The organism is Pseudomonas sp. Marseille-QA0332 (genome assembly GCF_054950175.1).
Map to the genome: position 1 here is coordinate 1,915,412 of NZ_CM143106.1, position 13,320 is coordinate 1,928,731.

General features: G+C 62.6%; 10 protein-coding genes. All 10 read right to left on the reverse strand.

Translation table 11 applies throughout. From position 1 onward, the window contains the following. Nucleotides 1-78: 78 nt before the first annotated feature. The 10 genes from brnQ to sdhC all read right to left on the reverse strand — a co-directional run bounded on the left by brnQ (nucleotide 79) and on the right by sdhC (nucleotide 13,152). A complete protein-coding gene (brnQ, locus tag ACY8GK_RS08930; RefSeq protein WP_196180134.1) occupies nucleotides 79-1,392 on the reverse strand; it encodes a branched-chain amino acid transport system II carrier protein in 1,314 nt (437 codons plus the stop codon). Nucleotides 1,393-1,814: 422 nt separating this feature from the next. Continuing rightward, on the reverse strand, nucleotides 1,815-2,699 hold the full coding sequence (gene sucD / locus ACY8GK_RS08935; RefSeq protein ID WP_462402849.1) for a succinate--CoA ligase subunit alpha: 885 nt from the start codon (nucleotides 2,697-2,699) through the stop codon (nucleotides 1,815-1,817). Beyond that, nucleotides 2,699-3,865 carry an ADP-forming succinate--CoA ligase subunit beta gene (sucC, locus tag ACY8GK_RS08940; RefSeq protein ID WP_196180136.1) on the reverse strand — a complete coding sequence of 389 codons (1,167 nt, stop codon included), beginning with the start codon at nucleotides 3,863-3,865 and terminating at the stop codon, nucleotides 2,699-2,701. The genes sucD and sucC overlap by 1 nt, the downstream gene beginning before the upstream one ends. 171 nt (nucleotides 3,866-4,036) lie before the next feature. Next, nucleotides 4,037-5,473 carry a dihydrolipoyl dehydrogenase gene (gene lpdA / locus ACY8GK_RS08945; RefSeq protein ID WP_196180137.1) on the reverse strand — a complete coding sequence of 479 codons (1,437 nt, stop codon included), beginning with the start codon at nucleotides 5,471-5,473 and terminating at the stop codon, nucleotides 4,037-4,039. A 95-nt stretch (nucleotides 5,474-5,568) separates the two neighbouring features. Beyond that, nucleotides 5,569-6,795 carry a 2-oxoglutarate dehydrogenase complex dihydrolipoyllysine-residue succinyltransferase gene (gene odhB / locus ACY8GK_RS08950; RefSeq protein ID WP_196180138.1) on the reverse strand — a complete coding sequence of 409 codons (1,227 nt, stop codon included), beginning with the start codon at nucleotides 6,793-6,795 and terminating at the stop codon, nucleotides 5,569-5,571. A 39-nt stretch (nucleotides 6,796-6,834) separates the two neighbouring features. Continuing rightward, a complete protein-coding gene (locus tag ACY8GK_RS08955; protein WP_196180139.1) occupies nucleotides 6,835-9,666 on the reverse strand; it encodes a 2-oxoglutarate dehydrogenase E1 component in 2,832 nt (943 codons plus the stop codon). A 245-nt stretch (nucleotides 9,667-9,911) separates the two neighbouring features. Then, nucleotides 9,912-10,616, reverse strand: a complete 705-nt coding sequence (locus ACY8GK_RS08960; protein WP_196180140.1) for a succinate dehydrogenase iron-sulfur subunit — start codon at nucleotides 10,614-10,616, stop codon at nucleotides 9,912-9,914. Nucleotides 10,617-10,627: 11 nt separating this feature from the next. Beyond that, nucleotides 10,628-12,400, reverse strand: a complete 1,773-nt coding sequence (gene sdhA / locus ACY8GK_RS08965; protein ID WP_196180141.1) for a succinate dehydrogenase flavoprotein subunit — start codon at nucleotides 12,398-12,400, stop codon at nucleotides 10,628-10,630. Between the two features lie 3 nt (nucleotides 12,401-12,403). Then, nucleotides 12,404-12,772, reverse strand: a complete 369-nt coding sequence (gene sdhD, locus ACY8GK_RS08970; RefSeq protein WP_196180142.1) for a succinate dehydrogenase, hydrophobic membrane anchor protein — start codon at nucleotides 12,770-12,772, stop codon at nucleotides 12,404-12,406. Continuing rightward, nucleotides 12,766-13,152, reverse strand: a complete 387-nt coding sequence (gene sdhC / locus ACY8GK_RS08975) for a succinate dehydrogenase, cytochrome b556 subunit (RefSeq protein WP_196180143.1) — start codon at nucleotides 13,150-13,152, stop codon at nucleotides 12,766-12,768. Before sdhC ends, sdhD begins: the two co-directional genes overlap by 7 nt. Nucleotides 13,153-13,320 lie beyond the last annotated feature (168 nt).

A 13,320-nucleotide genomic window follows, 5' to 3' on the forward strand; every position in this document is an offset into this window, starting at 1 on the left:
TGGCAGCGGGGTTGGATCAGGACCAGGCGCCCGGGCCTCGTTGGCTTGTGGCCGGCACCGGGCAAGGGCCTGGAGCGGTCAGGCCAGCGCTTCGCGCGGCTTGCCCAGCATGCGGTCGAAGCCCACCGCGATCGCCAGCGCGATCACGCAAGGTACCAGCCATGCCAGACCCTGGTGGCTCAGCGGCAGGTGGGTCAGCACGTCCGGCAACGCCGTGGCCAGGCTGCTGCCCTTGATCGCATCGACGATGCCGAACAGCAGCGAGACCAGCATGACCGGACCCAGGATGCGCGCCGGAGAATTCCACAGATCATTGCAGAAGCTCAAGGCGACCAGGACGATGCACGGCGGGTAGATGGCTGTCAGGACCGGGACCGAGAACATGATCAGCTTGGTCAGGCCCAGGTTCGACACCAGCAGCGAAAAGCCCGCCAGGATCACCACCAGGGCACGGTACGACAACGGCAGGATCTGACTGAAGTATTCGGCGCAGGCACAGGTCAGGCCGACTGCGGTGACCAGGCAGGCCAAGGCAATCAGCACGGCCAGGAAGCCGCTACCCAGCGAGCCGAAGGTGTGCTGGACATAGGCATGCAGCACGGCCGCGCCGTTGGCAGCTCCCGCGGCGATCTCATGGCTGCCGGAACCGAGGCGGAACAGGCTGACGTAGACCAGTGCAAGCCCCACGCCGGCGATCAGGCCAGCGATGATGGCATAACGGGTGATCAGCTTTGGCGACTCGACCCCGCGCGAACGAATGGCATTGACGATGACGATGCCGAACACCAGCGCACCAAGGGTATCCATGGTCAGGTAGCCATCGCTGAAGCCCTTGGAGAACGGCGCCGCGACGTAAGCCGATTGCGCCTCGCCGATTCCACCGGCCGGGAGCATGAAGGCAGCGATGCCCAGCACGGCCAGCGCGACGATCTTCAACGGCGCCAGGAAACGGCCGACCGTATCGAGCAGCTTGCCTGGGTACATGGACACGGCCAGTACCACGATGAAATAGACCAGGCTGTAGATGAACAGCGCCAGCGGGCTCTCGCCGGTAAGCGGAGCGACCCCGACCTCGAACGATACGGTCGCGGTACGGGGCGTGGCGAACAGCGGCCCGACCGAGAGATAGCACACGGCTGCCAGCAAGCCACCGAAGAACTTGCCGATCGGACTGCTCAAGGCATCCATGCCACCGCCGACCTTGGCCAGCGCGACCACGGTGATCACCGGCAGGCCCACCGCGGTCACCAGGAAGCCCAGCGCAGCCAGCCACACATTCGGCCCGGACTGCAGGCCAACGATGGGCGGAAAGATGATATTGCCCGCACCGACGAAGAGCGCGAACGTCATGAAGCCAAGCGCCAGGATATCCTGGCCTTTTAACACTTTCATTTAAGGAAGTACCACACTGCTGAAATCGGGGTTCAAGGAGGGGATTTCCCGTGGATGAAGGAAATGCTGCCCGGCTTGGTTGAGCCAGACCCGTTTAGCGTGTCGTTCCCTTTTGGGGGACGGGCACAGAGTGAGCGCGTAGGTTACTCAATTTGCCGGACAAACGCACTGGCACAGTGACAGTTGTCCGATGTGCGTACCCTTTCGCCTCCATGCCGATGACAATGGCTGGCATTGTCTCAGGCCCAGCGAAAATGTCTGTCGGAAAATTCCTATCATGACGATAGGCACAAGCGGCAAGCCGATGGTGCAGGCTGAAGCACAACCGTCAACCTGCACCAGCAGTTTTTTCTTGCAGCTTGCAGCTCAAAAAAAGGCCACCCGTAGGTGGCCTTGTACTGCGCGGGGGGGGTATTGCGAAGTTACTTCTTGATTTTCCAGCCAGTCAGCTCGGCCAGAGCCTTGCCGATGTCCGCCAGGGAACGGACGGTCTTCACGCCCGCGTCCTGCAGCGCGGCGAATTTCTCGTCCGCGGTGCCCTTGCCGCCGGAAATGATCGCGCCAGCATGACCCATGCGCTTGCCAGCCGGTGCGGTGACACCAGCGATGTAGGAAACCACGGGCTTGGTGACGTTGGCCTTGATGAAGGCGGCAGCTTCTTCCTCGGCCGAACCGCCGATTTCACCGATCATTACGATCGCTTCGGTCTGCGGGTCTTCCTGGAACAGCTTGAGGATGTCGATGAAGTTGGAACCTGGGATCGGGTCGCCGCCGATACCTACGCAGGTCGACTGGCCGAAGCCGGCGTCGGTGGTCTGCTTGACCGCTTCATAGGTCAGGGTGCCGGAACGGGAGACGATGCCGACCTTGCCTGGCAGGTGGATATGGCCTGGCATGATGCCGATCTTGCATTCGCCCGGGGTGATGACGCCTGGGCAGTTCGGGCCGATCAGAGTAACGCCCAGTTCGTCGCACTTGACCTTGGCATCGAGCATGTCCAGGGTAGGAATGCCTTCGGTGATGCAGACGATCAGCTTGATGCCACCGAAAGCCGCCTCGAGGATCGAGTCCTTGCAGAACGGAGCCGGTACATAGATGACCGAAGCCTCGGCGCCGGTAGCCTCGACCGCTTCCTTCACGGTGTTGAACACCGGCAGGCCCAGGTGAGTGGTGCCGCCCTTGCCCGGCGTCACGCCACCAACCATCTTGGTGCCGTAGGCGATGGCCTGCTCGGAGTGGAAGGTACCTTGCGAGCCAGTGAAGCCCTGGCAGATGACCTTGGTGTCTTTATTGATCAGGACGCTCATTACTTGCCCTCCGCAGCTTTGACAACTTGTTGAGCAGCGTCGGTCAGGCTGGTTGCAGCAATGATGTTCAAACCGCTTTCTGCCAATACTTTAGCGCCCAGTTCGGCGTTGTTGCCTTCCAGACGGACGACAACCGGCACCTTCACGCCGACTTCCTTCACAGCGCCAATGATGCCTTCGGCGATCATGTCGCAACGAACGATGCCGCCGAAGATGTTGACCAGCACCGCGGCGACATTGCTGTCGGACAGGATGATCTTGAACGCTTCGGTAACGCGTTCCTTGGTCGCACCGCCACCTACGTCGAGGAAGTTGGCCGGCTTGCCGCCGTGCAGGTTGACGATGTCCATGGTACCCATGGCAAGACCGGCACCGTTGACCATGCAGCCGATGTTGCCTTCCAGGGCCACGTAGTTCAGCTCGAACTTGGCGGCATGGGCTTCACGGGCATCGTCCTGCGATGGGTCGTGGAAGGTCTTCAGCTTGGGCTGACGGTACATGGCGTTGGCGTCGATGTTGATCTTGGCATCGAGGCAGTGCAGGTCGCCATCGGCCTTGATCACCAGCGGGTTCACTTCCAGCAGGGCCAGGTCGTGGTCCTTGAACAGCTTGGCCAGGCCCACGAAGATCTTGGCGAACTGGGTGACCTGCTTGCCTTCCAGGCCCAGCTGGAACGCCAGCTCGCGACCCTGGAACGGCTGCGCGCCGACCAGCGGATCGATGGTGGCCTTGAGGATCTTCTCGGGCGTGTCGTGAGCGACCTTCTCGATGTCCACGCCACCTTCGGTGGACGCCATGAACACGATGCGACGGCTCGAGCGATCCACTACCGCGCCCAGGTACAGTTCCTTGGCGATGTCGGTGCAGGATTCGACCAGGATCTTGGAAACTGGCTGACCGTTGGCATCGGTCTGGTAGGTCACCAGATTCTTGCCCAACCACTGCGCGGCGAACGCCTTGGCGTCCTCCTTGCTCTTGACCAGCTTGACGCCGCCCGCCTTGCCGCGACCACCGGCGTGGACCTGGGCCTTGACGACCCACTCGGAACCACCGATCTTGTCGCAGGCTTCCGCAGCCGCCTCAGGGGTATCGACAGCGAAACCCTTGGAAACTGGCAGGCCGTATTCAGCGAACAGCTGCTTGCCCTGATACTCGTGAAGATTCATGCTTTTTACCGTCTTCGTTAGTACTGCGCTTCGGCGCTGCGCCATCAATGGCACCGCGCCACCTGTGACCGTTTGCCCCCGGACAGCGCCGGGGGCCCGATCCGACGAGCATTCCGCGGTGAGTCATGCACGCAAGACTCACGACGGGCAACCCGCCGTGGTTTCTTATAGTTAACGCTTCTTACGGTTGGCCACGTGAATGGCGCCGCCATTCACGGCCAGCGCGGCTTCATGCAGCGCTTCGGACAGGGTCGGATGGGAGAAGACCATCATGCCCAGGTCTTCGGCGCTGGTGCCGAATTCCATAGCGATCGCACCCTGCTGTACCAGCTCGGCAGCGGATGGGCCGATCACGTGAACGCCCAGCACGCGGTCGGTCTTGGCGTCGGCGATGACCTTGACGAAGCCGCCGGTGTCGTTGGCCGCCATCGCACGGCCACTGGCCGCGAACGGGAAGGTGCCCACGTTAACCTCTACACCTTCGGCCTTCAAGGTCTGCTCGGTCTTGCCGACCCAGGCGATTTCCGGATGGGTGTAAATGACCGAAGGGATCAGGTCGTAGTTCATCTGGGCCTTGTGGCCCTTGATGCGCTCGACGACCATGATGCCCTCTTCGGAGGCCTTGTGTGCCAGCATCAGGCCGCGCACCACGTCACCGATGGCATAGACGCCCGGAACGCTGGTGGCGCAGTAGTCATCGACATAGATGTAGCCACGCTCGTCGATGTCCACGCCACTGTCGGCGGCCAGCAGGTCGGTGGTCACCGGACGACGGCCGACCGCGACGATCAGCCGGTCGAAGGTGATCTTCTGCTCGCCGTTGGCGTCGGTGTAGGTCACTTCGACCTCTTCGCCGTTGACCTGCGAGCCGGTCACCCGGGCGCCCAGCTTGATGTCCAGGCCCTGCTTGGTCAGGACCTTGTAGGCTTCCTTGGAAACTGCCGAGTCGGCGGCCATCAAGAACGTATCGAGCGCCTCGAGCACGGTTACCTGGGCACCCAGGCGCGACCATACCGAACCCAGTTCCAGACCGATGACGCCGGCGCCGATCACGCCGAGGCGCTGAGGCACGGACTGGAATTCCAGGGCGCCGGTGGAGTCGACGATGACCTTCTGGTCGACCGGTGCCGGCGGAATGTCGATCGGACGCGAGCCGGAGGCCAGGATCACGTTGTCGGCCTCGATGGTCTCGGTGCTGCCGTCAGGCTTGGTCACTTCGACTTTCTTGCCGGCCAGCAGCTTGCCGTGGCCCTGGATCGAGGTGACCCCATTGGCCTTGAACAGCGTGGCGACGCCACCGGTCAGGTTCTTGACGATGCCTGCCTTGCGACCGACCATCGCCGCGACGTCCATCTTCACCTCACCGGTGGAGATGCCGTGCACGTTGAAGCTTTCCTTGGCTTCCTTGTATTTCCAGGAGCTGTCGAGCAATGCCTTGGAAGGAATGCAACCCACGTTCAGGCACGTACCGCCCAGGGCCAGCTTGCCCTCGGCGTCGGTGTACTTCTCGATACAGGCAGTCTTCAGACCGAGCTGTGCAGCCTTGATGGCGGCGACGTAGCCGCCAGGACCTGCACCAATCACTACCACATCGAATTTCTGGGTCATAAGGGATTCCTTTTCAGCTACAAGCTACAGGCTGCAAGCTGCAAGACGATCGGCTTCGGCCTGAAGCTTGGCGCTTGCAACTTGCGGCTATGCGATTAGATGTCCAGCAGCAGGCGGGACGGATCTTCCAGCAGGTTCTTGATGGTCACCAGGAAGGTCACGGCCTCTTTGCCATCGATCAGGCGGTGGTCGTAGGACAGCGCCAGGTACATCATCGGACGGATGACCACCTGGCCGTTGACTGCCATCGGGCGCTGGATGATGTTGTGCATGCCCAGGATCGCGGCCTGCGGCGGGTTAACGATCGGGGTGGACATCATCGAACCGAATGTACCACCGTTGGTGATGGTGAAGGTACCACCGGTCATTTCCTCGATCGCCAGCTTGCCGTCGCGGGCCTTCTTGCCGAAGGTGGCGATGCCGTTCTCGATTTCCGCCAGGCTCATCTGCTCGGCATTGCGCAGGACCGGGACCACCAGGCCACGATCGCTGGATACCGCGACGCCAATGTCGGCATAGCCGTGGTAGACGATGTCGTTGCCGTCGATCGAGGCGTTGACCGCCGGGAAGCGCTTGAGCGCTTCGGTGGCCGCCTTGACGAAGAACGACATGAAGCCCAGGCGCACGCCGTTGTGGGTCTTCTCGAACAGTTCCTTGTACTTCGAACGCAGCGCCATGACTTCGGTCATGTCGACTTCGTTGAAGGTGGTCAGCATGGCCATGCTCGACTGCGCCTCGACCAGGCGCTCGGCGATCTTGGCACGCAGGCGGGTCATCGGCACGCGCTTCTCGGTACGATCGCCACCGCTGGTGACCACAGGCGCCGCAGCGGCGGCGGCCGGTTTGGTGGCCGGGGCGGCAGCCGGGGCCGACTTCTTGTTGGCGATTGCCGCGACCACGTCTTCCTTGGTCACGCGACCGCCCTTGCCGGTGCCGGCGACCGAGCCCAGGTCGATGCCGTTCTCTTCGGCCAGCTTGCGTGCGGCGGGCGCCGCGATCGGATCATCCTCGCCGGCATCGGCGGCGGCCGGTGCGGCGGAAGGAGCGGCGGCCGGCGCAGCGGCCGGAGCGGCAGCTGCGGCGCCACCTTCAACGATCGAGCCTAGGACCTCGTCGGACAGGACGGTATCGCCCTCGCCCTTGACGATGTCGCCCAGCACGCCATCGGCGGTGGCCAGGACTTCCAGGACAACCTTGTCGGTCTCGATGTCGACGATCAGCTCATCGCGCTTGACTGCTTCGCCAGGCTGCTTGTGCCAGGTGGCGACGGTGCCATCGGCGACCGATTCCGGGAAGGTTGGGGCTTTGATCTCGATAGCCATTATCAGGGTTTCCTTAAATACGGTTTCTTGTGCGAAGCGTCAGACGGTGAATGCGGCTTGCAGGAGGCGTTCCTGCTGCTCGGCGTGCATCGATGCGTAGCCACAGGCCGGGGCCGCGGAAGCTTCGCGACCGGCGTACTCCAGAACCAGCGACGAATCGAGACGGTTCAGGATACGGCGCATATGGTGCTGGCTGCTGTACCAGGCGCCCTGGTTCATCGGCTCTTCCTGACACCAGACCGCATGCTTGAGGTTGGTGTAGGGGGCCAGGATCTCGACCAGGTCGTCCTCGGGGAACGGGTACAGCTGCTCGATGCGCACGATGACGATGTCCTCGCGAGCTTCGGCACGACGTTTTTCCAGCAGGTCGTAGTAGACCTTGCCGCTGCACAGCACCAGACGCTCGACCTTGGCCGGATCGATGCTGTCGACTTCCGGGATCACCGTCTGGAACGAGCCTTCGGCGAGATCTTCCAGGGTCGAGACCGCCAGCTTGTGGCGCAGCAGCGACTTGGGCGTCAGCACGACCAGGGGCTTGCGCAGCGGCCGGATGACCTGACGACGCAGCAGGTGGTAGATCTGCGCCGGCGTGGTCGGTACGCAGACCTGGATGTTGTGTTCGGCGCACAGCTGCAGATAGCGCTCCAGGCGCGCCGAGGAGTGCTCCGGCCCCTGACCTTCGTAGCCGTGCGGCAACAGCATGGTCAGGCCGCAGAGACGACCCCACTTGTGCTCGCCACTGGTGATGAACTGGTCGATCACTACCTGGGCACCGTTGGCGAAGTCACCGAACTGGGCCTCCCAGATCACCAGCGCGTTCGGCGTGGTGGTGGAGTAGCCGTATTCGAACGCCAGCACGGCTTCCTCGGAGAGGAAGGAGTCGTACAGCTCGAACTTGGGCTGGCCATCGAACAGGTGCTGCAGCGGCAGATAGGTGCTGGCATCCTTCTGATTGTGCAACGCGGCATGGCGGTGCGAGAAGGTACCGCGCCCGACGTCCTGGCCGGTGATACGCACCGGGTGGCCTTCGAACAGCAAGGTGGCGTAAGCCATGGTTTCGGCGAAGCCCCAGTTGATCGGCAGACCGCCGGCCTGCATCTTCTGGCGATCCTCGTAGATCTTCGAGACCTGGCGCTGGACCAGGAAGCCTTCGGGCAGCTCGAGCAGCTTGCCGGACAGGTCCTGCAGGGTCTTGAGGTCGAAGCGGGTATCGTGACGCGCGGTCCAGGCGTGGCCCAGGTATGGACGCCAGTCCACGAACAGCTCGCGGTTCGGCTCCTTGACCAGGCTCTTGACCACGTGCAGGCCGTTGTCCAGTGCATTGCGGTATTCGTCGATCTTGGCCTGGGCGCGCTCGGCATCGATGCGACCGGCCTGGATCAGCGACTCGGCATACAGCTCGCGAGTAGTGCGCTGCTTGCTGATCTGCTGGTACATCAGCGGCTGGGTGCCGTTGGGCTCGTCGGCCTCGTTGTGGCCGCGGCGACGGTAGCAGACCAGGTCGATGACCACGTCACGCTTGAACTGCATGCGGTAGTCGATGGCCAGCTGGGTGACGAACAGCACGGCTTCCGGGTCGTCGCCGTTGACGTGCAGGATCGGCGCCTGGATCATCTTGGCGACGTCGGTGCAGTACTCGGTGGATCGCGAATCCAGCGGGTTGCTGATGGTGAAACCGACCTGGTTGTTGATCACGATGCGCACGGTGCCGCCGGTCTTGAAACCGCGGGTCTGCGACATCTGGAAGGTCTCCATGACCACGCCCTGGCCAGCCACGGCGGCATCGCCATGGATGGTGATCGGCAGGACCTTGTCGCCGAGACGATCATTGCGGCGATCCTGGCGGGCGCGTACCGAACCTTCGACGACCGGCGAGACGATTTCCAGGTGCGACGGGTTGAAGGCCATGGCCAGGTGGACTTCGCCACCGGTGGTCATCACGTTGGAGGAGAAGCCCTGGTGATACTTCACGTCACCGGAGCCGAGCTCGTTCTTCTTCTTGCCTTCGAACTCGTCGAACAGCTCGCGCGGGTTCTTGCCGAAGGTGTTGACCAGCACGTTCAGGCGGCCACGGTGGGCCATGCCGATGACGACTTCCTTGACACCATAGGAGCCGGAGCGCTGGATCATCTCGTCCAGCATCGGGATCAGGCTCTCGCCGCCTTCCAGGCCGAAGCGCTTGGTGCCGGGGTACTTGGTGCCCAGGTACTTCTCCAGGCCTTCGGCGGCGGTGACGCGCTCGAGCAGGTGCACCTGCGCCTCGGCGGAGTAGTCAGGGCGCCCACGCACGCTCTCCAGGCGCTGCTGGAACCAGCTACGCTGCTCGGAGTCGACGATGTGGGTGAACTCGGCGCCAATGGTGCGACAATATGTCTTCTCCAGCGCGTCGATGATTTCGCGTAGGCTCGCTTCCTCTTTGCCGATGTACAGGTCGCCGGCACGGAAGGTCGTATCAAGATCGGCATTGGTCAAGCCGTAATGATTGATCGACAGGTCTACCGGCGCGGGTCGCTGCCACAAGCCCAGGGGGTCGAGCTTGGCAGCCTGATGCCCGCGCATGCGGTAGGCCTGGATCAGACGCAGAACTTCAACCTGCTTCTTCTCGTGTTCACTGCTCACGCTCCCGGCGGACACCGGTTGGGCGCGGCGCTGGTTCTTCGCCAGCAGTACGAAATGGTCGCGGATTGCAGAGTGCGATACATCGGTAGCGGTGCTGCCTTCGGCGGGCAACTTCTGGAAGTAAGTGCGCCACTCTTCTGGCACGGCGTTAGGGTCGTGCAGGTAAAGCTCGTAGAGCTCTTCCACATATGCAGCGTTACCACCTGAAAGGTGGGCGCTTTCCCACATGCGCTGCATCACGCTTTCTTGCATGCTTGGTCACCCTCGGTTAGGGGACGGATCGGCAAGAGCCAAAGCAAGCCTGGAAAAGCCCGAGAACGCGACTGAACCACGCCACCGAGGATCCTGCAGATTTCCGGGTACCAGCCCGGAAGCCCCTGCTGGTCTCATATCTTCATGGGTAATGAGCGGGGGCCTTGTGGGCCCAGGCTCGGGTTGCACCTCGGTGCGGGCTCACCACCCGCACGTCGGCGTATTGCGGTTACAACAATTGCAGATCAGGTGCCGCTCTGCAGCAGCATGTTGCGTACGTGGCCGATCGCCTTGGTCGGGTTCAGGCCCTTGGGGCATACGTTCACGCAGTTCATGATGCCACGGCAGCGGAAGACGCTGAACGGATCGTCCATGGATGCCAGGCGCTCCTGGGTCTTGGTGTCGCGGCTGTCGGCCAGGAAGCGGTAGGCTTGCAGCAGCGCGGCCGGACCGAGGAACTTGTCCGGATTCCACCAGAACGAAGGGCAGGACGTCGAGCAACAGGCGCACAGGATGCACTCGTACAGCCCGTCCAGCTTGTCGCGGTCTTCCGGCGACTGCAGGCGCTCGATGGCCGGCGCCGGCGTGTCGTTCTGCAGGAACGGCTTCACCTTCTCGTACTGCTTGTAGAAGATGCTCATGTCCACGACCAGGTCGCGAATCACCGGCAGGCCCGGCAGCGGGCGCAGCACCAGCTTGTCGTTCTTGACCACGGCCGACAGCGGCGTGATGCACGCCAGACCGTTCTTGCCGTTGATGTTCATGCCATCGGAACCGCAGACGCCTTCCCGGCAGGAGCGACGATAGGAGAACCCCTCGTCCTGCTCCTTGATCAGTGCCAGCACGTCCAGCACCATCAGGTCCTTGCCGCCGGTATCGACCTCGAAGACCTGGGTCTTCGGCGCGGAGTCGGTATCCGGGTTGTAACGATACACTTCGACTTTAAGCATGGTAGCCACCCTCAATAAGTCCGGACTTTAGGTTCGAACGCCGGTACGGTCTTCGGCGCGAAGTTGACCGCGCGCTTGGCGACCCGCTTCTCTCCCGGGAAGTACAGGGTGTGGCACAGCCAGTTCTCGTCGTCACGGTCTTCGTAGTCTTCGCGGGCATGGGCGCCACGGGACTCCTTACGGGTTTCGGCCGCGATGGCGGTTGCTTCTGCGACTTCCAGAAGATTCTGCAGTTCCAACGCTTCGATACGCGCGGTATTGAACGCCTGGGACTTGTCGTTGATCTTGACGTTGGCGATGCGCTCGCGCAGGCCTTCGAGCTGGGCGATACCCTTCTGCATGTATTCGCCGGTACGGAACACACCGAAGTAGTTCTGCATGCAGCTCTGCAGCTCGCGCTTGAGGCTGGCCACGTCTTCGCCGCTGGTGCGCTCGTTGAGCTTGGCCAGGCGGTTGATTGCCACGTCGACGTCGGTATCGCTGGCGTCGCGGTACTCGATGCCTTCGCTCAGTGCCTTTTCCAGGTGCAGGCCGGCCGCGCGACCGAATACCACCAGGTCGAGCAGCGAGTTGCCGCCCAGGCGGTTGGCACCGTGCACCGACACGCAAGCCACCTCGCCGACCGCGAACAGGCCCGGAACGATGTGGTCCACGCCATTGGCGTCCATGGTGATGGCCTGGCCATGGATGTTGGTGGCGACGCCACCCATCATGTAGTGGCAGGTCGGAACCACCGGCACCGGCGCGACCACCGGGTCGACGTGGGCGAAGGTCTTGGACAGCTCGCAGATGCCTGGCAGGCGGCTGTGCAGCACTTCTTCGCCGAGGTGGTCGAGCTTGAGCATCACGTGGTCGCCGTTCGGCCCACAGCCGTTGCCGGCGATGATTTCCTTGACCATGGAACGGGCCACGACGTCGCGACCGGCGAGGTCCTTGGCATTGGGCGCGTAACGCTCCATGAAGCGCTCGCCGTGCTTGTTGATCAGGTAGCCGCCTTCACCACGGCAACCCTCGGTGACCAGGACACCGGCGCCGGCGATGCCGGTCGGGTGGAACTGCCACATTTCGATGTCCTGCACCGGTACGCCGGCACGCAGGGCCATGCCCACGCCGTCGCCGGTGTTGATCAGGGCGTTGGTGGTCGAGGCGTAGATACGGCCGGCGCCGCCAGTCGCCAGCACGGTGGCCTTGGACTTGATGTAGACGGTCTCGCCGGTCTCGATGCAGATCGCGATCACGCCAACGAAGGCGCCATCCTGGTTCTTCACCAGGTCGACGGCATACCACTCGTTGAGGAAGGTGGTGCCATGCTTGACGTTGTTCTGGTACAGGGTGTGCAGCAGGGCATGCCCTGTACGGTCGGATGCCGCGCAGGTACGCGCTGCCTGGCCGCCCTTGCCGTAGTCCTTGGACTGACCGCCGAACGGACGCTGGTAGATGCGGCCGGTCTCGGTGCGCGAGAAAGGCAAGCCCATGTGATCCAGCTCGAAGACCGCGGCAGGACCTTCCTGGCACATGTATTCGATGGCGTCCTGGTCGCCGATGTAGTCGGAACCCTTGACGGTGTCGTACATGTGCCAGCGCCAATCGTCGTTCGGGTCGGCCGAGGCGATGGCGCAGGTGATGCCGCCCTGGGCGGAAACGGTATGCGAACGGGTCGGGAAGACCTTGGTGATCACGGCGGTCTTGTGCCCGCCCTGGGCCAGCTGCAGCGCAGCGCGCATGCCGGCACCGCCGCCACCGATGATGATGGCGTCGAAGGAAATGGTTGGAATGCTAGCCATGGATCAGATACCCCAGAGAATCTGCACACCCCAGACGAAGTACGCGAACATCGCGACACCGCAAACCGCCTGGAACAGGAAACGTACCGCAGTCGCCGACTTGCCGAAGGACATCGGCGTCAGGTAGTCGGTGGCAATGGTCCACATGCCGACCCAGGCGTGGGCGCCCAGGGCAACGAGGGCCAGCAGACTGAAGATACGCATCGCGTTGTTGGAGAACAGGGCGTGCCACTGGACATAGTCGATGCCAGGGTGCACCACCAGGTAGCCGATCAGGAAAATGAAATAAGCCGCGAGAACGACCGCCGAGACGCGCTGCGCCATCCAGTCGTAGAGGCCCGAACGCGACAGGTTCGTGACATTGGTTACCATACCCAAACTCCCGCCAGAACGATCAACACCACGGAGATGACGATCACGATTTTCGAGCCCAGCTTGCCGCCCTCGAGCGTCTCGCCGATACCCATGTCCATGATCAGGTGGCGCACGCCAGCCACCAGGTGATACAGCAGGGCGGACAGCAGGCCCCAGATCACGAGTTTCGCCAGCGGGCTGGTCAGCCCCGCTTTCACCTCGGCGAAACCTTCCTCGGAACCCAGCGACTTGCCCAGCGCATACAGTGCGATGGCAATGCCGAGAAACAGGATGACGCCGGAAATACGGTGAAGAATGGACGTGTACGCGGTGATCGGAAGTTTGATGGTCCTTAGGTCTAGGTTTACAGGTCGTTGGCTTTTCACGGCTTTTTTCACACTGAAGAGCCCCTAGCGAACAGGGCAAAGTTGTTGGTAAGTGTACTGGTCAGGTACCCACCACCCAGGGAGCGACGACCCCCAGCGGAACGGGCTTGCAAGCCCCTGGCGGTCGGCTGCCGAGTATAGACAGTTAGGCTACTAATGACAACGTGACGGGCTAGCCCG

Bases quoted from the DNA above. Each gene is read 5' to 3' on its own strand.
- sucC (WP_196180136.1), bottom strand. From the start codon at position 3,865: ATGAATCTTCACGAGTATCAGGGCAAGCAGCTGTTCGCTGAATACGGC.
- sdhD (WP_196180142.1), bottom strand. From the start codon at position 12,772: ATGGTAACCAATGTCACGAACCTGTCGCGTTCGGGCCTCTACGACTGG.
- ACY8GK_RS08960 (WP_196180140.1), bottom strand. From the start codon at position 10,616: ATGCTTAAAGTCGAAGTGTATCGTTACAACCCGGATACCGACTCCGCG.
- ACY8GK_RS08955 (WP_196180139.1), bottom strand. From the start codon at position 9,666: ATGCAAGAAAGCGTGATGCAGCGCATGTGGGAAAGCGCCCACCTTTCA.
- brnQ (WP_196180134.1), bottom strand. From the start codon at position 1,392: ATGAAAGTGTTAAAAGGCCAGGATATCCTGGCGCTTGGCTTCATGACG.
- odhB (WP_196180138.1), bottom strand. From the start codon at position 6,795: ATGGCTATCGAGATCAAAGCCCCAACCTTCCCGGAATCGGTCGCCGAT.
- lpdA (WP_196180137.1), bottom strand. From the start codon at position 5,473: ATGACCCAGAAATTCGATGTGGTAGTGATTGGTGCAGGTCCTGGCGGC.
- sdhA (WP_196180141.1), bottom strand. From the start codon at position 12,400: ATGGCTAGCATTCCAACCATTTCCTTCGACGCCATCATCATCGGTGGC.
- sucD (WP_462402849.1), bottom strand. From the start codon at position 2,699: ATGAGCGTCCTGATCAATAAAGACACCAAGGTCATCTGCCAGGGCTTC.